This is a genomic window from Epilithonimonas zeae, from assembly GCF_900141765.1.
GTDB classification, from domain to species: domain Bacteria; phylum Bacteroidota; class Bacteroidia; order Flavobacteriales; family Weeksellaceae; genus Epilithonimonas; species Epilithonimonas zeae.
The window spans coordinates 535260-554939 of the sequence record NZ_FSRK01000002.1; the positions used below are offsets into that span (position 1 = coordinate 535260).

Annotated in this window: 15 protein-coding genes; 5 read left to right on the forward strand and 10 right to left on the reverse strand. The window is 34.8% G+C overall.

All coding sequences use genetic code 11. The features are described from left to right. Positions 1–23: 23 nt before the first annotated feature. Genes gmd through BUR19_RS14300 form a run of 10 tightly spaced genes read right to left on the reverse strand, consistent with a single transcriptional unit; the run spans position 24 to position 9977 of the window. Entirely contained in the window at positions 24–1097 is a 1074-nt protein-coding gene (gene gmd / locus BUR19_RS14255) for a GDP-mannose 4,6-dehydratase (RefSeq protein WP_074236117.1), read from the reverse strand. Beyond that, entirely contained in the window at positions 1098–1925 is an 828-nt protein-coding gene (locus BUR19_RS14260; RefSeq protein WP_074236118.1) for an alpha-1,2-fucosyltransferase, read from the reverse strand. It lies immediately after the preceding gene. Then, entirely contained in the window at positions 1926–2849 is a 924-nt protein-coding gene (gene fcl / locus BUR19_RS14265; RefSeq protein ID WP_074236119.1) for a GDP-L-fucose synthase, read from the reverse strand. It abuts the gene before it with no gap. Then, entirely contained in the window at positions 2849–3661 is an 813-nt protein-coding gene (locus BUR19_RS14270) for a hypothetical protein (protein WP_074236120.1), read from the reverse strand. The genes fcl and BUR19_RS14270 overlap by 1 nt, the downstream gene beginning before the upstream one ends. A gap of 1 nt (position 3662) precedes the next feature. Next, positions 3663–4637, reverse strand: a complete 975-nt coding sequence (locus tag BUR19_RS14275) for a hypothetical protein (RefSeq protein ID WP_074236121.1) — start codon at positions 4635–4637, stop codon at positions 3663–3665. Between the two features lie 8 nt (positions 4638–4645). Further along, positions 4646–5902, reverse strand: coding sequence for an ABC transporter ATP-binding protein (locus BUR19_RS19175; RefSeq protein WP_245799085.1), 1257 nt, complete (start codon positions 5900–5902; stop codon positions 4646–4648). Between the two features lie 47 nt (positions 5903–5949). Further along, positions 5950–6801 carry an ABC transporter permease gene (locus BUR19_RS14285; RefSeq protein ID WP_074236122.1) on the reverse strand — a complete coding sequence of 284 codons (852 nt, stop codon included), beginning with the start codon at positions 6799–6801 and terminating at the stop codon, positions 5950–5952. A gap of 17 nt (positions 6802–6818) precedes the next feature. Beyond that, positions 6819–7679 (reverse strand): glucose-1-phosphate thymidylyltransferase RfbA, encoded by an 861-nt coding sequence (rfbA, locus tag BUR19_RS14290; protein WP_074236123.1) that lies wholly within the window; start codon positions 7677–7679, stop codon positions 6819–6821. 23 nt (positions 7680–7702) lie between these two features. Beyond that, complete coding sequence (gene rfbB, locus BUR19_RS14295; protein WP_074236124.1) at positions 7703–8782, reverse strand: dTDP-glucose 4,6-dehydratase; 1080 nt, start codon at positions 8780–8782, stop codon at positions 7703–7705. A 28-nt stretch (positions 8783–8810) separates the two neighbouring features. Then, positions 8811–9977: a nucleotide sugar dehydrogenase gene (locus BUR19_RS14300; protein ID WP_074236125.1), complete on the reverse strand. Its 1167-nt coding sequence runs from the start codon at positions 9975–9977 to the stop codon at positions 8811–8813. A 182-nt stretch (positions 9978–10159) separates the two neighbouring features. On the opposite strand from BUR19_RS14300, the gene rimP reads away from it, so the two are divergent. The 5 genes from rimP (at position 10160) to BUR19_RS14325 (ending at position 19542) form a co-directional block, all read left to right on the forward strand. Continuing rightward, positions 10160–10630 carry a ribosome assembly cofactor RimP gene (gene rimP, locus BUR19_RS14305; RefSeq protein ID WP_074236503.1) on the forward strand — a complete coding sequence of 157 codons (471 nt, stop codon included), beginning with the start codon at positions 10160–10162 and terminating at the stop codon, positions 10628–10630. A gap of 68 nt (positions 10631–10698) precedes the next feature. Next, the gene (nusA, locus tag BUR19_RS14310; protein WP_074236126.1) at positions 10699–11934 is read left to right on the forward strand and encodes a transcription termination factor NusA; all 1236 of its coding nucleotides are present in this window, start codon (positions 10699–10701) and stop codon (positions 11932–11934) included. A 98-nt stretch (positions 11935–12032) separates the two neighbouring features. Then, on the forward strand, positions 12033–14903 hold the full coding sequence (gene infB / locus BUR19_RS14315; RefSeq protein ID WP_074236127.1) for a translation initiation factor IF-2: 2871 nt from the start codon (positions 12033–12035) through the stop codon (positions 14901–14903). Between the two features lie 296 nt (positions 14904–15199). Further along, the gene (locus tag BUR19_RS14320) at positions 15200–18067 is read left to right on the forward strand and encodes a SusC/RagA family TonB-linked outer membrane protein (protein WP_074236128.1); all 2868 of its coding nucleotides are present in this window, start codon (positions 15200–15202) and stop codon (positions 18065–18067) included. A 17-nt stretch (positions 18068–18084) separates the two neighbouring features. Then, positions 18085–19542 carry a RagB/SusD family nutrient uptake outer membrane protein gene (locus tag BUR19_RS14325; RefSeq protein ID WP_074236129.1) on the forward strand — a complete coding sequence of 486 codons (1458 nt, stop codon included), beginning with the start codon at positions 18085–18087 and terminating at the stop codon, positions 19540–19542. Positions 19543–19680 lie beyond the last annotated feature (138 nt).

Sequence of the window (19680 nt, forward strand, 5' to 3'; positions counted from 1 at the left end):
AAAATCTCTCCGCTATTTTGTTTTTACATTATTTTCAAATCTTCCTGCATCATTTCTTTTACAAGACTGGCAAGATCATATTTTGGTTCCCAGCCAAGTTTTGTTTTTGATTTTGTAGGATCTCCAATTAATAAATCAACTTCTGTGGGTCTGTAATATTGAGGATCAATTTTCACAACAGTTTTACCAATTTCTAATTGATATTCCGGATTGTTACATTTTGCCACTTTTGCCACTTCATTTTCATTCTTTCCTTCAAATGTTAATTCTATTCCTGCTTCTGCAAAAGCCATTCTTACAAAATCTCTTACGTAAGTCGTTTTTCCTGTTGCAATTACATAATCTTCTGCTACATCCTGCTGCAGAATTCTCCACATCGCTTCAACATAATCTTTGGCGTGCCCCCAATCTCTTTGTGCATCAAGATTTCCAAGATAAAGAACTTCCTGTTTTCTTTTTGCGATTGCTGCGGTTGCCATCGTTATTTTTCTAGTTACAAAAGTTTCTCCTCTTCTTGGAGACTCGTGATTGAAAAGTATTCCGTTGCAAGCATACATATTATAGGCTTCACGATAATTTTTAGTAATCCAAAATCCGTAGATTTTCGCTACACCGTAAGGAGATCTTGGATAGAAAGGCGAATTCTCATCATAAAAACCAGCAGCATTTTTATTTTCTTCCAAACCACCATAAAGTTCTGATGTTGAAGCCTGATAGATTCTGGTTTTCTTTTCCAAACCAAGGATACGAACAGCTTCCAGAATTCTCAAAGTTCCTATTCCATCTACATTGGCCACATATTCCGGAGAGTCAAATGATACTTTCACGTGCGACATTGCACCAAGATTATAGATCTCGTCTGGCTGAACTTCTTGGATGATTCTAATGATGTTTGTAGAATCTGTCAAATCGCCGTAATGTAATTTGAAATTCACATGATTTTCGTGCTGATCTACATAAAGATGATCGATTCTCTGAGTATTGAATGAAGATGCTCTTCTTTTGATTCCGTGAACTTTATAGCCTTTTTCTAAAAGTAGTTCTGCCAAATAAGAACCATCTTGCCCTGTTACGCCTGTTATTAATGCCGTTTTCATCTATTTTGTTTTGTATTTGTAACCTCCTATTTCGTTAATTATTTTGTCTTTCGTAATCGTTTCTTCCGGATCATAGATGTGATAATAAGGAACTTCACCCATTACACTTGCCCATTGAGAAAATGTTGAAGGTGCACCTAAAAGATAATGTGCCTGAGACATTAGGTATTGATCTTCGATTGGTCCTTCTTTGGACTGAATTACATTTCCAAATTCTTGTATATATCGCTCCAAATCAAAATTTTCATCATTGGTACAAATCAGAAATTTATAATTTTCTTTCGGGAGGGATTTTAGAAATTCTTTTATTTTCTTAATGTAAAGATCATCATCAAAGAAAAATTTTCCTTCCATAAAGTCTTTATAATCGCCTCTCCTGATATGAATAATGATGATTTTTTCATCAGTATTATGCTGAAGATATTTTTGCCTCAAAGTATCTTTATCAACTTTTGGTTCAAACAGTTTTTGATAATGTCTGATATCTTCTTCTCTGTAAAGATCATTATTAAAAAACCAACCGTAGCAGAAATTGACCAAATAATCTTTTTTTACTAGCTCTCTATATTTTGGAATCTCTCTTTCGTCATTAAAGCCGATAATACAATTTGGATTAAGTTTTCTGTAATATCGATTATATAAAAATTTCTTAACTATATAAGGCGTTTTTGGGGATTCTGGAAGATTTGGAAAATCCTTACAATATTTCTCTGTGAAAGTCGGAGAATAAAAAGTCACATCATTTCTTCTGCAAAACGCATCTGCGTGCATAAACTGGAAAAGATCATTTCCACGACCACCACCTAATATAGAAAGACAAATCAACATTTAGTTTTTAAATTTTTTCTCATAAACATCTCTAATACCTTCTTCCAATTCTATTTTTGCTTTCCAACCCATATCATTGATTTTTGTAACATCCATCAATTTTCTAGGTGTTCCGTCCGGTTTTGAAGTGTCCCAAACAAGACTGCCTTCGTAACCAACAATTTTCTTTACCAATAAAGCTAAATCCTTAATGCTGATGTCTTCGCCTATACCCACGTTAACGTGTCCAAAATCATTATAATTCTGCATCAGAAAGATACATGCTTCCGCAAGATCATCGGAATGTAAAAACTCACGAAGTGGTGTACCTGTTCCCCAGACTACAACTTCCGGATGATTTTGTTCTTTAGCTTCGTGGAATTTTCTTAACAAAGCAGGCAAAACGTGAGAATTATTCAAATCATAATTGTCATTGGGCCCATACATATTGGTTGGCATTGCCGAAATGAAATTAGAATTGTACTGACTTCTGTAAGCATCACACATTTTGATTCCCGCAATTTTGGCAATAGCGTATGGTTCATTGGTTGGTTCCAAAGTTCCAGTTAATAAAGAATCTTCCTTCAAAGGTTGAGGAGCCATTTTTGGATAAATACAGCTTGAACCTAAGAACAAAAGCTTTTTAACATCGTTGGTGTGAGCCTGATGAATCACATTGTTCTGGATCATCATATTTTCATAAAGAAACTCTGCTCTGTATGTGTTATTAGCTTGGATTCCACCAACTTTTGCTGCTGCTAAGAATACATATTCCGGTTTTTCCTGTGCAAAAAAATCTGCAGTTTGGTTATAATCTCTCAAATCAACTTCATTGGAAGTTCTTGTGATAATATTCGTAAAGCCCTGCTTTTCCAATGCTCTTAGAATTGCACTTCCTACTAGTCCGCGATGACCGGCAACATATATTTTGGAATTCTTTTTCATTATTTTTTTATTCTATAATAAAGTTTTTTTAATTGGCTTTTAAGTTTGTTGTCTGGGACATAATCCAATCTTCTGCTTGCTTTTAGAATTTGATCTGGATAGTCACCTTCACTCAATTCATCTTTAACTAAGATATTAATTTTGTCTTCGTAATATCGAACAATTATTGATAAAACAGATTGGTCGTGCCGATGTGATGAAAATTCGGAACTTTGTTTTTCAAAAAGCAAAGGATCCGCTACGAGATCAGGACGAAGGATCATCACATCCAGCCATTGTTTTATAAGCATCATTGTATCAGGTGTTTTCTTTACGATGATGAATCCTGCCATTAACTTATTTTTTTCTAACCACGTTTCATTGTCAAAAATGGGTTGAAAAGTTTCTTGCAGATTTTTTTTCATCCAATATTTTAACTTAGGACTGTCATTAAAAGCAGGGTTAAATTTGCTAAAAGCATAATTACGGTTTTCACTGTATTGGTAGAAGATAGCGTTTTTATGATTCAGTATTTCTAATTCTGCCTTCCAACCATCAGGGTTTTTTAGTTCACATCCAGAATCTGAATAAACCAGAAGATCTCCGTCTTTCAATTTTGAAAGACTGTCATATATAACATAAGCTTTCCATATCCAGAAACCTCCTTTTTTCTTATCTAAAAACAAAGGAGAAGATTGAATGGATAACGGTAAGTCCTTGTAATCATATCGCTGTGTTGCATCGAAGATATTTAAAGATTTGGCTTCTTCGATAATTCTTTTAGCAGAATGAACGAAAGCGTTGCTACCATATGTTATGAATTTTTTTTTCATATTACCAATATGCAGAGAAATCTAATTTGTCAGTAGTTGCAAAGTCAGGGGTTTCCTCTCTCGAAGGTCTTATCCAATAATCATTTTTAAAATGAAATATATCTTTCCAACCTGTGGTTTCCCAACGTGTACCAATAATTCCAAAAAGTAGCTGAGTAGCACCACCAAGATGAATTGCTTTTTTGCCACGACGCTTGGCGTGAGCTGCAAGATGGAAACCATATGGTCCACAACCTATAATTGCTATGTCATAGTCTTCCTCATCCATCTGTGACTTCATAAAGTTTAGAACTTCAAACCAATCCTCAAATTTATTTTGATTGATACCGAGAAAGGTATGAAATGTATTGATCGTTTTTAACTCAAATTGAGGCAGAACATTCTTATCTTTAAAAAGCAGTTCTCTTTTTTCGTACTGTTCCTGTATACTTTTCGTAAATGGATGTATGACGAGAATTTTTTTATTTTTAAGAGTTTTGCTCCATGGATTCTTGTGATAATAAGGTTCAAGATCCTTTAGATCTACAGTAATCAATTTTTTTGGATAATATTTTTTAACTCTTTTCTCACTTTCCTGCCAAGAACCAAGAATATCCAGACATTCTATATCCTGAAGGAAAAGCTTAGAAAATTTTTCTATGAGTTGATACCTATCTTCATTTTTTTTAGAGAATAGATTAAGTTTATCAATAGCTTGTTCGTTCCATCCAAAATTATTAAAATCACCTTTAATGTAATCCAATGTTTGGAATATCTTAGGTTTTTTAATTTCCAGATAATTGGTTAAAACGTCGAGTTCGATTCCTCCAAATCGAGCAATCATACTTGACTTTGAGCTTAGAACCTCCCTTTCAATAGCATCCGAAGCTTCTTGTTCTGTGAGATCTGATGCAAATGTATGCGCAAAATAATCGTTAAAATTAATTTTGTTCCTATACGTATATGATCTTCTGAGTCTCTCGATAAGCCAATTCATAGTCAAAGTTATTTTAGATATAACATCCCGGCATTATCAATCATAAATACCCATCCATTTTTCATTGGAACGCCCTCAAACTCTACCTTTATTTTAGATGTTAGTTCCATAAATGTTGTTTTACCTGGGTCGCAAAGCGTTAACGACATATACATGCTCCCTTTATTTATATCAGCAGGTAAAGTGATAGTTCTTTCTAATGAAAATTCGCCCGGTTCAAACTTTTGGGTTTTACCACCATAGTGGGAAGGACTGTAGAATGCAAAAGGGGTATCATAATTATTAAAGAAAAAGCTTTCAACATCAAAATGCATAGGTTCTTTTATTTGCCCCTTGATTGATATATTAATCTCATTAACATCATTCGGAATGAAAAGCGAGGTTTGAGACGAGCCGTTAATTTGTATATCATCTATTATAAGGGATGGGGATTTTGTCTTGACATAGTCCATCAAAGAGTTTCCCTCAAAAGAATTACTATTAGAATAAAGTTCAACACATCTATCGATGTTTCCTTCATAATTCAACGTTCCCTTATCTAAAAAGATTCCTTTATTACAAAGCTGCTTGATAGATGCCATGTTGTGGCTGACAAATAGGACGGTTCTCCCTTCTCCAGAGCTTACATCCCCCATCTTTCCCAAACATTTTTTCTGAAACTCCAGATCTCCTACCGCTAAAACTTCATCTACAATTAAGACTTCTGATTCCAAATGTGCAGCTACTGCGAATGCAAGACGCACATACATTCCTGAACTATAGCGCTTTACTGGCGTATCAATGTATTTTTCTACACCTGAAAAATCTACAATTTCATCAAATTTTCTTGTGATCTCTTTTCTCGTCATACCAAGAATTGCACCGTTCAAAAATACATTTTCACGACCTGTCATCTCCGGGTGAAAACCTGTTCCTACTTCTAACAAAGAAGCAATTCTTCCACTAGTATATATTTTTCCAGTAGTTGGTTTTGTAACCTTACTGAGTAATTTTAATAAAGTTGATTTTCCTGCACCGTTTCTACCAATAATTCCTACAGCATCACCTTGCTCTATTTCAAAATTGATATCCTTCAAGGACCAGACATAATCACTTCCACCTTTTGTTGTTCTGTCATTAACTTCTCCAATCCTTAAGTAAGGATCCTCTTTTCCTCTCACCCTGTGCCAGAAACGATTGAGATCGTGAGATAAAGTCCCCGTTCCAACTTGTCCTAGACGGTATTGTTTAGAAATGTGTTCTGCCTTTATTGCGATAGGTTTCATTTTTGTGTTTGTGTTAATTGGTTCCAGTTGCCCGAGAAGTTGTTTTATTATACAGTATCCATAAAACCCTTTTCAACTTTGTTGAAAATGACGGTTCCGATTGCTAAAATAATGAGAATGATAACTGAACTGATAATCAGCATCGTTGGACTAAAATCGCCGACACCCAGCCAAGCATATTTAAAACATTCAAAAATTCCTGTTAGAGGATTATAAAAAGCTATTGTTTTAAAAATCCCTTTTAAACTGGAGACAGGATAAATTACTGGTGTCGCGTACATATAGAGGCTCACTCCGAATGATAAAAGCATTTGAAGATCACGATATTTTGTAGTCAATGATGAAAATATCATTCCCAGACCTAAGGCAAAAAGTGCCATAAGAGCAATTAAAAATGGTGTTGCTAAAATCCACCAACTTGGTTGTACCTCACCTTTAAATAAATAATAGAAGAATACTACCAGGAATAGCATCATTTGTACGCCTAACCTCATTAGATTTGAAAAAACAATTGAGATTGGCATAACCAAACGAGGGAAATATACTTTTCCAAATATGCCTGCATTTGCAGTAAAAACATTGGAAGTAGAGGTTAAACAAGTGGAAAAATAATTCCACAAAGTAATTCCCGATAGATAAAACAAAATTTTTGGTGCGCCATCAGTTGATAATTTAGCAATATTCCCAAATACAATAATATAAACAATTGTTGTGAAAATAGGATTAATAAAAAACCAGATCGGCCCCAGAATCGTTTGTTTAAAACTAGAAACAAAGTCTCTTTTTACGAACATATAAACCAGATCCTTGTATCGCCAAACTTCTTTAAGATTAAGATCAAAAAGTGAATGACTGGATTCAATCGTTTCTGTCCATTCTTGTTTATGAGAATCACTCATTTGTGTCTATATTAAGTTTATTTTATAAGGTTTTTTAGATACTCACCATATCCGCTTTTACCATATTTTGCTGCTGTTTCCAGAAGCTTTTCTTCATTTATGAATTTGTTTCTGAAGGCAATTTCTTCGATACACCCGATTTTGAAACCTTGTCTTTTTTCAATGACACTTACAAATTCTGAAGCGTCCTGAAGAGAATCGAAAGTTCCTGTATCTAGCCAGGCAGTTCCCCTATCCAAAACGCCAACTTCAAGCTTGCCTTTACTTAAGTAAACATTGTTAACGTCAGTAATTTCCAATTCGCCTCTTGGAGATGGTTGGATGTTTTTGGCGATTTCTACAACATCATTATCATAAAAATATAATCCAGGAACAGCATAGTTTGACTTTGGCTTCAGAGGTTTTTCTTCAATAGAAAGTGCTTTGAAATCATTATCAAATTCTACAACACCATATCTTTCAGGATCAGAAACGTGGTAGGCGAAAACAACACCTCCATCTGGATTGGTTTTGTTTTTCAGTAATGTCCCCATTTCGGAACCATAGAAAATATTATCACCTAAAACCAAAGCTGCCGCATCATTTCCAATGAACTCATCACCAAGAATAAAAGCTTGTGCCAATCCGTCTGGGCTTGGCTGTACTTTATATTGGATGTTACAACCAATCTGAGAACCATCTCCCAAAAGCTTAATGAATCCCTCCTGGTCGTGCGGTGTTGTGATGATTAAAATATCCTTAATTCCTGCCAACAATAGAGTTGAAAGTGGATAATAAATCATTGGTTTGTCATAAACAGGCATCAGTTGCTTGCTTACAGCGATTGTTAATGGATAAAGTCTTGTTCCGGATCCTCCGGCTAGAATAATTCCCTTCATCTTGAAATTAGTTTTTTGTGTTTTTATGAATATTGACCTTCGTAATATTTTTGATAATCGCCAGAAGTTACATTATCCAGCCATTCTTTGTTTTCCAAGAACCAGTCAATAGTTTTTCCTAATCCTTCTTCAAAAGTTACAGATGGCCTCCATCCTAGATCTTTATTTAATTTTGAAGCATCAATAGCATATCTCTTATCATGTCCAGGTCTATCTTTGACGTAAGTAATCAGTTTTTCTGAATAACCTTCTGGTTTTCCCAATTTTGCATCCAATTGTTTGATTAATTCCTTAACCAAATCAATATTCTGCCACTCGTTAAAACCTCCAATATTGTAAGTTTCTCCGGTTTTAGATTCATTAAAAATCTGATGAATTGCTTTAGCATGATCAATCACGAATAACCAATCTCTTGTATATTTTCCATCGCCATAGATTGGTAATGGTTTTTCATTCAAAATATTAGAAATACAAAGAGGAATCAATTTCTCGGGGAAATGATTTGGTCCGTAATTGTTGGAACAATTAGACAAAATAAAAGGCATCCCATAAGTATTTCCATAAGCTCTTACCAAATGGTCAGAAGCTGCTTTTGATGCTGAATATGGTGATTGCGGATCATAAGGCGTCGTTTCTAAAAAGAAACCAGTTTCGCCAAGACTTCCATAAACTTCGTCTGTTGAGACATGATAAAATAAGTTTTTCCTTGGTTCATTAGGAAATCTTCCGTGAGTATGATCTGGGTTTAAAGTCCAGAATTCGATACAAAGATTTAGAAGATTAGCAGTTCCGTTAACATTCGTATTAATGAATGCGTTGGGGTCTGTGATACTTCTGTCCACATGACTTTCAGCAGCTAAATGTACCACTGCATCGGGATTATATTTTTCAAAAACTTTTCTAAGTTCTTCTGGTTTTGTAATATCTGCTTTTTCGAAAACATAATTAGGTTCGTTTTCGATATCTTTCAGATTTTCAAGGTTTCCAGCGTAAGTTAAGGCATCAAGGTTGATGATTTTGGAATCTGGATTGTTTTTCACAAATTCTCTAACTACGTGAGAACCTATAAAACCGGCACCTCCGGTAATTATAATGTTTTTCATAAATGCTTTTATAAAATAGTTTTTAATTTTAATCGTTTCCGAATAAATCTCTGGTATATACTTTGTCTTTTACATCATCCAATTCTGGAGTTTTTCGGTTAGATATGATAATATCACATTCTTGTTTAAAAGCTTCCAAATCCCGAGTTACCTTCGAGCCAAAAAAAGAATCTTCTTTCAGAACGGGTTCATAAACAACTACTTCCACGCCTTTTGCTTTGATCCTTTTCATAATACCCTGTATTGCAGATGCCCGAAAATTGTCTGACCCAGATTTCATTATTAAACGATAAACACCAACTTTCTTTGGCTTTTTTTCCAAAATAGAATCCGCAATAAAATCTTTTCTTGTGCGATTAGCATCCACAATCGCTTGGATAAGATTGTTGGGAACTGAATTATAATTGGCTAGCAATTGTTTTGTGTCTTTTGGAAGGCAATAACCACCATAGCCAAAAGACGGATTGTTATAATGAGAACCGATTCTTGGATCTAGTCCCACACCTTCTATAATTTGACGGCTGTCCAATCCGTGTATTTGGGAATAACTGTCCAACTCATTGAAGTAAGCTACACGCATTGCCAAATAGGTATTCGAGAATAATTTGATAGCTTCTGCCTCTGTTGCATTGGTGAAAAGAGTTGGTATATCTTTTTTTATAGCACCTTCTTTCAAAAGATTTGCAAAAACTGTTGCCCGCTCACTTTGTTCACCAATAATAATTCTCGATGGGTAAAGATTATCGTAAAGTGCTTTTCCTTCCCTCAAAAACTCTGGAGAAAATATAATATTGTCAAAGTCTAAATCTTTTTTCAGATTCTCTGTGAAGCCAACAGGAACAGTAGATTTTACAATGACAACTGCTTTTGGGTTGTTTATTTTAACCTCTTTTATCACATTTTCAACGCTACGGGTATCAAAATAATTTGTAGAAGCATCGTAATCTGTTGGTGTCGCTACTATAATAAAATCTGCATTTTTATAAGCCTCTTCTTTATCAAGAGTCGCTTTTATATTGAGACTTTTTGTTTTTAGAAATTCCGTAATTTCATTGTCGTCAATTGGAGATTGCTTATTGTTGAGCATTTCAACTTTTTCTGGAATAATATCCAAAGCAATTACATTATGATGTTGTGCTAGCAAAACAGCATTAGACAGCCCAACATATCCGGTTCCAACTATTGTAATATTCACAAAGAATAAGTTTTAAAATTCAGGCAAAAATAGGAAAAAATAGTTTGCGGTACGTATAATTGAAATAATTGGTTTCTTGTATATTAAAGAAAAAATATTTATCTTTGCAAAAGATTTACGGGAAAAATGGGAAGGCTTTCGCAAGAATGCCTTTTTTCGTAAATATATTTAGGGATGATATTATGGATTTTAAAACAGAAGTTAATCGGTTAATCGGCGAGTTTCTTGAAACAAGACCCGATCTCTTTTTGGTGGATCTTAAAATTTCTGCAGCCTCTGATGTTACAGTTATTCTTGATGGTGATAGTGGGGTTACGCTTCAGGATTGTTTGGATGCCAGTAGAGCAATAGAGTTCAATATGGATCGTGAAGAGCACGATTTCAGTCTTCAGGTAATGTCTGCTGGATTGAGTGAGCCACTTGAGTCGCCAAGACAATTCAAGAAAAACATTGGAAGATCAATTGAAGTGTTGTTGAATAATGAAACTGAAAAAATCGAAGGGGAACTGGTTAATGTAGATGAAGAAAAGATTGTGCTTCGATTAGAATACAGAAGACCAAAATTAATCGGGAAAGGAAAAGAAGATGTTGTAGAAGATAAAGAAATCCCTTATTCCGAAATTAAAAAAGCATTAGTAGTAATAAAATTTTAACATAACGATGGATTGATGTTGATCCAAAAATCAATTGTCAGTCGTCATTTATCAATTATATATTAAATATGGATAATTTAGCTTTAATAGAAGCCTTTGGTGATTTTAAAGAAATAAAGAATATCAGCAAAATAGACTTAATGGCTATTATCGAGGATTCTCTTAAGACTCTTCTTAGAAAAAGATATGATTCTGATGATCATTTTGATGTAATTGTAAATCCTGATAAAGGAGATTTTCAGATTTTCTTGAACAAAGTCATTGTTGAAGATGAGATGTCTGAAGATGATGATTTGGAAATAGAAATTTCTGAAGTTAGAAAGATAGATTCAACATTTGAAGTTGGAGAAGAATATACACAAGAGATTCCTGTTTCCAAATTGGGAAGAAGAAATATCTTGACACTTAAACAAATCTTGGCAACGAAAATCCAAGAGCATTTTAATGCAGCTTTGTATGACCAGTTCCGTGATAAAATCGGAGAATTGATTGTAGGTGAAGTTCACCACATCCGTCACAAGCACGTGATTCTTTTGGATGATGAAGATAACGAATTTATTTTACCAAAAGAAAATCAAATTCCTTCAGATTTCTTCAAAAAAGGAGATAATGTAAGAGCAATCGTAGAAAGTGTTGATTTCCGAGGTTCTAAACCACAAATTACAGTTTCTAGAACAGCGCCTAAATTCCTAGAAGAATTATTGGAGCTTGAGATTCCTGAGATTCAAGATGGAACAATTATTCTTAAGAAAGTAGTAAGAATCCCTGGTGAAAAGGCGAAAATTGCTGTTGATGCTTACGATGATAGAATTGATCCGGTTGGAGCTTGCGTTGGTGTGAAAGGTTCAAGAATCCACGGTGTGGTAAGAGAATTGAGAAATGAAAATATCGATGTTATCCAGTGGTCAAAAAATCCGGAAATTCTTGTAAAGAGAGCATTAGGAAATATTACCATTAATAAAATTGAGGTTAATACGGAAACTAATTATGCTTTGGTTTACACACCAGTAGAAGAAATATCGAAAGTGATTGGTAAGCAAGGTCAGAATATCAAATTGGCTTCCTGGTTGTCAGGTTTCGAAATTGATGTTTACAGAGAAACTTCTGATGATGATGATGTAGAATTGGTAGAATTCTCAGACGAGATAGAATCTTGGATTATTGATGAGTTCAAGAAAGTGGGTCTTAATACAGCAAGAAGTGTATTAGATAAAGATACGGACGCATTGTTGAAGATTGTGGATTTGGAAGAAGAAACAATCGAGGATGTGAAGAATATTCTAAGAGAAGAATTAGAAGGATAGGAAATAAATCTGGTCGAAAGAATCTTTCCGAGACCAAAACTTAATAAAAAGAAAAATAATAAGCTTAAAACGCTAAAGCCAAAAGCAAATTTATATTTATGCCAAAAATAAGATTAAATAAAGCCGTTAAAGAACTGAACATTTCTATACCAAGAGCTGTGGAATATCTGCAGAGCAAAGGGATAGGTGTGGACAGTAACCCTAACGCTCTATTAGAAGAACAGGCATTTTCTGCATTGGAAGCTGAGTTCCGAAAAGATGGAGAACAAAGAAAAGCTTCTCATGAGGTAGTGATTTCTAAAGTTCCTGACGAAAAATTAGCGATCGAAGAAAAAGCACCTGAGGTTATAAGAGCCAAAGCAAATGTAAAACCAGAGACCAGGATTTTAGGAAAAATAGACCTTAATCCAACAAAGTCTGTGGAAGAAGTCGTTCCAAATGTTCCCACCGCTGAACCTGTTCAGAAAGAAGAACCAAAACCAGAAGTGGTTAAAAGAGAAGATAAACAGGAGTTCAAAGTTTTAGATAAAATTGACTTGTCTAAACTGGAGAGCAATAAGCCTAAAGCTTCTGAAAAACCAAAAGAGCAACCAAAGCCGGTTGTAAAAGAAGAGGTTAAAAAAGAAGAGAAAGCTGTAGAAGCTGTAAAACCTCACACTGAAAATACAGAGTCCAATGATTCTGAAGAACCTCAGAAAATAGAAACGGTTTATCAAAAACTAGACGGCCCTAAAATCGTTGGCGAGAAAATAGATCTTTCTCAATTCAATAAACCAAAGCCTTCTGCTAATTCTAATAATAACGCGGCTAAGAAAAAAAGAAAGCGTATTACTAAAGATGTTCCTGGGCAGAATAATAATGGCAACCAAGGCAACAATCAGCAAGGAGGAAATAACCAAGGTGGTGGTAACCGCCAAGGTGGAAATAATAATAACCGTCCACAAGGACAAGGAGGAAACAACCAAGGAGGTAATCGCCCAGGCGGAAACAATAACCGTCCTGGAGGAAATAACCGAGGTGGAAACAACCGAGGTGGACAAGCTCGTACAATGCCGGTTGAATTAACGGATGAGCAAGTTAAAAATCAAATTAAAGAAACTTTAGAGAAACTGACTAATAAAGGTGGTAAGTCTAAAGGTTCTAAACATAGAAAAGATAAAAGATCTTGGAGAAGAGAGCAGGACGAAATCCAACAGGAAATCGATGCACAAGATAGAACTCTTAAAGTAACTGAATTCATCACTGTTAGCGATTTGGCGAGTTTGATGAATGTAAGTGCAACAGAAGTTATTTCTGCTTGTTTCTCTCTAGGTGTTATGGTTACAATGAACCAACGTTTGGAGGCTGATACTCTAATGCTAGTTGCTGACGAATTTGGTTATAATATTGAGTTCTCTGATGCTGATGTTGAAGAAGCTGCAGCCGACGAAACACCTGACTTAGAAGAAGATCTATTACCAAGAGCTCCGATTGTTACCGTAATGGGGCACGTAGATCACGGTAAAACATCCTTACTGGATTACATCAGAAAAACCAACGTTATCGCTGGTGAATCTGGAGGAATCACGCAGCACATTGGTGCTTACAACGTGAAGTTGGAAAGTGGACAAAGAATTACATTCTTAGATACACCGGGTCACGAGGCATTTACGGCGATGAGAGCCAGAGGTGCACAAGTTACCGATATTGCAATTATTGTAGTTGCTGCCGATGATGATGTAATGCCTCAAACCAAAGAAGCAATTGCTCATGCGCAAGCTGCGGGTGTTCCAATGATTATCGCAATTAACAAAGTAGATAAAGCTGGAGCTAATCCAGATAACATTCGCCAACAACTTTCCGGAATGAATATCCTTGTAGAAGAATGGGGAGGAAATGTTCAGGCGCAAGAGATTTCAGCTAAATTCGGTAATAATATTGATTTGTTATTAGAGAAAGTTTTACTTCAGGCTGAAATGCTGGAATTAAAATCAAACCCGAATAAACAAGCTAGTGGAGTTGTCATAGAAGCAGCTTTGGATAAAGGTCGTGGATATGTAGCCACAATGTTGGTTCAAAATGGAACTTTAACTGTTGGAGATTATGTCTTAGCAGGTAAAAATCACGGTAAGGTAAAAGCAATGTTGGATGAAAGAGGCAAACCAATGGAAAAAGCAGGGCCATCAATTCCTGTAACAATTCTTGGTTTGGATGGGGCGCCAACAGCTGGTGATAAATTCCGAGTTTTTGCTGACGAAAAAGAAGCTAAAACACTTGCAAATAAGAGAGAACAACTTCAGAGAGAGCAATCTATCAGAACTAAGAAACATTTGACACTTGATGAAATTGGTCGTCGTATCGCTTTAGGAGATTTCAAAGAATTGAATATTATCCTTAAAGGTGATGTGGATGGATCAGTTGAAGCATTGGCAGATCAGTTACAAAGATTATCTACCGAAGAGATTCAGGTTAATATCCTTCACAAAGGCGTTGGTCAGATCTCTGAAAGTGATGTATTATTAGCAGCGGCTTCGGATGCGATTATGATTGGATTCAACGTAAGAGCAAGTGCAAATGCTAAAGATATTGCTGATAGAGAAGAAGTGGAAATCAGAACTTATTCTATTATTTACCGAGCAATTGACGAAGTTAAAGAAGCGATGGAAGGAATGCTTTCTCCGGAGATTCAGGAACAAGTTATTGGTAACGTAGAAATAAGAGAAGTTTTCAAGATTTCGAAGGTTGGATCTATTGCAGGTTGTATGGTTCTTACAGGAAAAGTAACAAGAAACTCTAAAATCAGACTTCTTAGAGATGGAATTGTGAAATTTGACGGAGAGTTAGAAAGCTTAAAACGTTTCAAAGATGATGTAAAAGAAGTAACCAAAGGTTATGAGTGTGGTCTTAATATCAAAGGCTATAACGATATAGAAGTTGGAGATATTCTTGAAGTCTACGAAGAGGTAGCCGTTAAGAAAAAGTTGAAATAATTATAAAGTTAATAAAGAAACCGCTAATCTGTTAGCGGTTTTTTTTTATTCAATTTTATTATTTGTAATAATTCTAAATAATAAAATTTTAATTATTAATTTTTGACTATTACTATATCAATAAAGTATAGTATGTTTGATAATAGAATGATTTATTTATTGAATGTGTAAAAAAAATATAGTTTTAAAATAATAAAATTAAAACTTATAGAATATTAAATGAAATTTGATAATTCTGTTTTTGTGGTGTTAATTTTTTTTAACATATTTGCAGATTATAATTAAATAGTGTTAATATGAATGTAAAATTACGAGTTCTTAGTGCAGGGGCAATTTTCTTCTTAGGAATTGCAGCAAATGCGCAAAAAAAGAAAGCTGATACTGTTACTAAAACTAATGACATTGAAGAGGTAGTGGTGTTGGGAACATACGGTATTAAGGAAACACAAGAACAAAAGGTAGGTTCTTATTCTCTTGTAACTTCAAAAACTCTAGAAAAACCAAATGCTTTATCTGTAGATATGGCTATTGCAGGACAAGTTTCTGGAACTGTTATCACTGCAAATAGTGGTCAGCCAGGTTCTAATGCAAAAGTTTTAATTCGTGGTGTAAGCAGTTTGACGGGAGACAATCAACCATTATACATTGTAGATGGTGTTCCTGTTTTGGTTGGTGATCAGGCAGGTGTTGCAACTACGTCTAATGCGTTGGCAATGATTGATCCTACAGATATAGAAAGTGTAGAAGTGTTGAAAGATGGTGCTACAACATCTATATATGGCTCGCGAGCTGCAGCAGGTGTAATTATAATCAAAACTAAATCTGGTAGAGGTGGGAAAGGAAAATTGACGATGATGGCAGAATACGGTTTTGGAACGCCAGCATTCGAGAGATATAAATTTCAGACAGCACAAGAACAGGTTGATGCTTTGATCAAGGGTTACATGGCTTTGGGTCAATCGCAAGCGGCTGCTACGAGTACAGTTTTGAGCCCTTCAACTGGTTTGCTAAGAGGTTGGGATGGCGTTTCCAATACAGATTGGGAAGATGCTACAAGAAGATCTGCTACCAGTTCTTCCAAATATAATCTAAACTATTCATTTGGGAATGAGAAAATCAAGGGTTATGCTTCTATAGGAAACACTGAGCAAGACGGTATCATCCGTGATGCATCATACAAACGAGCTAATGCTTCTATTAAAATTGATGCTAAAATTAATGATAAAATTTCGATAGTCTCTTCGAACATGATTTCCAGAGCTACTCAGTTTGGTCCTTTGGATTATGGATATTTTGCGAACCCGATATTATCTGCAAGATTTACACCTAGTACTAATGCTATCTATAACGCAGATGGTAGTTATAATTTATCAATTAATGGAGGTACAGGTAATGCTGGATTCAATCCCGTAGCAATTCAAAATGTGAATCTTAGAAAATCTGTTTTCACAAAGATCCTATCTTCTTTCGGTCTTAATTATAATATACTTAAAAATCTTAGATTTTCTTCTAATTTAGGAATTGATTATAATTACTATGATGAAAATGAGTATAGAAATCCAGATTTTGGAGATGGTAACAATCCTGCTGCAGGAATTACGGGACTCGCTATACAAAGTAATTATACCTATACTACGGTAAACTGGTCTAATTTCTTCAACTATGATTTCAAAATTAATGATGATCATAAATTTACCGCTACTGCAGGATCAGAAGCAACTATCAAGATTTCGAAATATCCATACCAAGCTTCTACAGGATTTAAGTCTCAACATTACGAGCAAAATAATGTATCTTGGGGAACAACACCTTTTGCAACACAATCTTACACAGAGAGATATCACTTAATTGGATATATTGGTAGATTGTCTTATGCTTTCAAAGATTATTTTAACTTGATGGGCTCTTTCAGAAGAGATGGCTATTCTCATTTTGGTGCTGATAGGAAATATGGTAATTTTTGGGCAACAGGTGCAAACATCAATCTACATAATATAGTAGACATTAGCACTGTATTCGATAACTTAAAAATAAGGGGTAGTTATGGAGAAGTAGGTAACATTGGAAATCAGAATTACAAAGATAGAGCTACATTAGGACAATCTTCTTATCAATTGCTTGGAGGATATACTATCAATAATCCTGGTAATCCAAATCTACAATGGGAAGTTTCTAGAAAAAGCAATATCGGTTTAGATTTAGCTTTTGCAAACAATACGTTGAAAGTTTCGTTTGATATTTACAAAAATTTGGTTAGTGAGCAACTAACCAATGATATACCCAATGCCCCTTCTACGGGCTTCGGCACTTTAACAGGTAACTCTTTGAAACATGAAAGTAAAGGTTTTGAGAGTTCCTTGACCTATGATCCAATCAAAAATGATAATTTTTCTTGGTCTATCAATGGAAACTACTCTTATAACCGTTCAAAAGTACTTAACCTAACAGGTCCATATCTAGATGCAGATTACTTTAAAAGATTTGGTGTTGGTCACGATCCTTCTGAATGGTTCTTAGCAAATTATGCTGGTGTAGATCATACCAATGGAGATGCATTGTGGTATACAAATTCATCTCAAACAACTTTGAGTAATGGAACTGCTACTGCTCCTACAATTTCTAGAGATTACGTTGGCAAAAAGTCTATACCTACCCATACTGCTGGACTTACCAATAGTTTTTCTTATAAAAAACTTACCATCAGTTTTTTAGCAACCTACGCTGGAGATTTTTCTGTGTATGATATATGGGGAAGATATTATGATGCAGATGGGCAAGATGTTGGTATAAGACAAGTTGCAGATGTGGCAAACGCTTGGAGCCCTGACAATGTTAATGCTACTAGACCACAATATAGACCAGGTAATAGTGTTGCAAAAACACATTCTACAAGGTATTTGTATAAAGGAGATTACATAAAATTAAAAAGTGCAGAAGTTGGTTTCAGACTTAATAAAGATGATTTGAAAATCAAAGATTTAAATAGCATCTATTTGTACGTTAGAGGTATCAATCTACTCACCTTCGCTTTCGACAAAAATCTTCCATTTGATCCAGAATCAAATAGTAATACTGTTCCTAGTTATGTGGGAGGGTCAGGAGTATATGATCAAACTCAGCCCTTACTAAGACAGATAATGTTTGGTGCGGTAATAGATTTCTAATTATTAAAATTTAAAAAATGAAAAACAAAATATTTATTTTAGGAGCTTTTGTGGCATTACTAGGAATGTCGTCTTGCTCTGATAGCTTTTTAGAAGAAAACTACTCGGAAGCGTTGAACATACCATTAGATGCTAACACGATCAAAACTAATGATGATTTGCAAAACTCAATCAGAGGACTTTATGCATCCCTAGCTAATACTAATGGTTTCGGAGGAGGTTATTTTACCTATCAAGAACTTACTGGAGATATTGGATTTGTAAGTATCAAAAATTCTGGATACTTCGTGTCTACTAATGCATTGAATCATCTTCAGGTAGATGGAGGTGCCAGTGAAGGCATATGGACCGCATTTTATAACACAATTGCAAATGCAAATCTTGTACTGTCATATGAAGGTAAAATTCCAGACGGAAAAGATGGAGTTGTAAAGTCTAATACTTTATTTGCACATGCGAAGGTAATACGTGCATATAATTATTTGGCTCTTTTGGGTCTGTTTTCCCCTAATTATGGAGAAGGGGATCAAAGTTTAGGTGTTCCATATACGACTGCCTATAATATAACTGCTAAATTACCCAGAGAAACAGTTCCTAATGTTATAAACTCTGTGATTGCTGATTTAGAATCTTCTTTAGCTTTTTTTAAGGCTGATGGTTTTTCAGCAATTTATGCAGATAATAAATCTTTCAACACAAATGCTGTAAATTTATTACTTGCGAGGGCTTATTTATTTAAAAAAGATTATACTAAAGCACAGCAATATGCTCAGACTGTTATTGATGTAGGGGGACTACTTAGTACAACTAGTACTTCGAGTCCATTTTCATCAATGTTTTTAGTAACGGGTGAAAATAACGCAGAAGTTCTCTTTCAAATAGATTTTACTAATCCAGGTGGGTCAAACTCTCTTTCTACTTATTGGGGAACGGCAGGAACTTATAAGCAAAATTTTATGGCAAAGCCATTCTATGATTCATTTGTATCAGCTACAGGTAATGATATCCGTGTGAAAAATACGGCGTGGTATCAAAATAATGCAACAACATACCCGGATCTACCACTGCCAATTAATGTCAGAAAATACAATAATGGATTTAGAGATGTAATTCAATTGAGAAAAACGGAGGCTATTTTTATCAAGGCAGAGGCACAATATCATTCTGATCCTTCAATTGCGTTTCAGACTCTAAAAGATTGGGTTTTAGCATATAGAGATACAGGCTACAGCAAGATGCCAACCGGGACAGGAGTTCTAGATGAAATCTTAAGACAAAAAGGATTTGAGTTTTTCCTCGAAGGAACAAGATTTACTGATTTAAAAAGAAATAACAAACCAATTATTAAATATCAGACTGGTGTAGACGGGAATACTTTAGGATCTATTCCGTTAGGCGACAGACGATTTATTTGGCCAATACCTTTGGCAGAGAAACAAAATAATCCTAATATTTCTCAAGCTCCAGGATATTAATAAAATGAAGCTGTCTCTGTAAAGAGACAGCTTATGTTTGAATATCAAAAGTTTCAGAATGCTAAAACTCTGCATTAAAATAATAGAAATTTAAAAATCATTTTAGTGGAGTGCTTTTTTTTGAGATTTAACATTTTT